This window comes from Microbacterium sp. CPCC 204701 (assembly GCF_004010105.1).
Lineage (GTDB): Bacteria > Actinomycetota > Actinomycetes > Actinomycetales > Microbacteriaceae > Microbacterium.
Window position 1 is genome coordinate 1 of record NZ_RRYE01000609.1, and the last position, 1,170, is coordinate 1,170.

Annotated in this window: 1 protein-coding gene and 1 pseudogene; both read left to right on the plus strand. The window is 74.7% G+C overall.

Annotated elements, in window-relative coordinates; translation table 11 throughout:
- The coding region (locus EIO58_RS19110; protein ID WP_164861886.1) for an ABC transporter at nucleotides 1-890 on the plus strand (890 nt) is incomplete at its 5' end.
- Nucleotides 887-1,170: pseudogene (locus EIO58_RS18285) on the plus strand (hypothetical protein); the annotation flags it as partial. The gene EIO58_RS19110 and the pseudogene EIO58_RS18285, both read left to right, overlap by 4 nt.

Genomic DNA, 1,170 nt, shown 5'->3' on the forward strand with positions numbered 1-1,170 from the left:
CGGGCACGGAGGCATCCGAGCGGACGGATGGCTCGGCCGACGCCTCCGCGGAATCCCGCGCCGAGTCGCCCTCGACCTCCGCCGAGCCGGATGCCCCGACCCCCGCCGTGAACGCCGCCGGCGCCTCGGACGCCGAGCCAGCCGCTGCCGTCGAGCCCGACCCGTGGGACACCCCGGAGGCGGCGTCCCTGGACTACGGTTCCCCCGCCGCCGATACCGCGGTGTACGCCCCCGCCGACGACTCGCCGACGGTCGTCGCGACGCCGGTCGTGACGCCGAGCGAGCCTGTGTCGGAACCCGCGTACACCGCCTCAGCGGCGCCGCAGCCGATCTTCGTGCAGGCGCCGGAGGCCCCGCGACCTCGCGGGAACCGCGCCGCGGCGGGCGCCATCGGCCTGCTGGCAGCGCTGTCGTTCGCGATCCTCTACTTCGCCGTGTGGCTCGGCGTCGGCGCGATCCGCGGCGACGTGACCGCCGAGAACGTCCGCACCGTGGCCATCGAGCATCTCGCGACGTGGTCGCTGTGGGTGCCGGTCATCGTCTTCTTCATCGCGTTCTGGCTGCTCGGGGCCATCATCAACCGCGGCCGCTGGGGCGCGTGGGTGGTCTTCGGTCTCCTCGTCGGCTTCGCCGCATACGGCGGGCACCTCCTCGGCGCCCTGTTCCAGGCGCCGTTCTGGGACCTCACCCTCAGCCAGGGCCAGGAACTGGTGGGGGCCGAGCTGCTCACGCCCATGGCGTTCGCGGCGTTCGTCATCGGCCGCGAGCTCACCATCTGGTTCGGCGCGTGGGCTGCCGCGCGCGGCAAGCGCGTCACCGAGCTGAACGTCGAGGCGCAGCGAGAGTACGAGCGCACGCTCGAGGCCGGGCCGCAGATCGTCCGGCCGTGACGGACGGGGCGCCGGGACGCGATGGCGGGCAGGTCCGCCCGGTCACGGCGCTCGCGTTCGCGACGGTCGCGTTCGTCGCCCTCGCGATCTTCGGGATCGGCATGACGAGCCTCGCCACGAGCCAGGACGTCATCGCGACACCCGGGCTCGGCCAGGTCCCCGGCGTCGCGGGGATGGTGCTGGCGACCCTCGCGTTCGCGGGCGGGCTGTGGGCCGCGGTGCGCGGTGCGGGTGCGACGGATGCCCCCACCGCGGGTGCGACGGCTGACTCGCCGCCCGC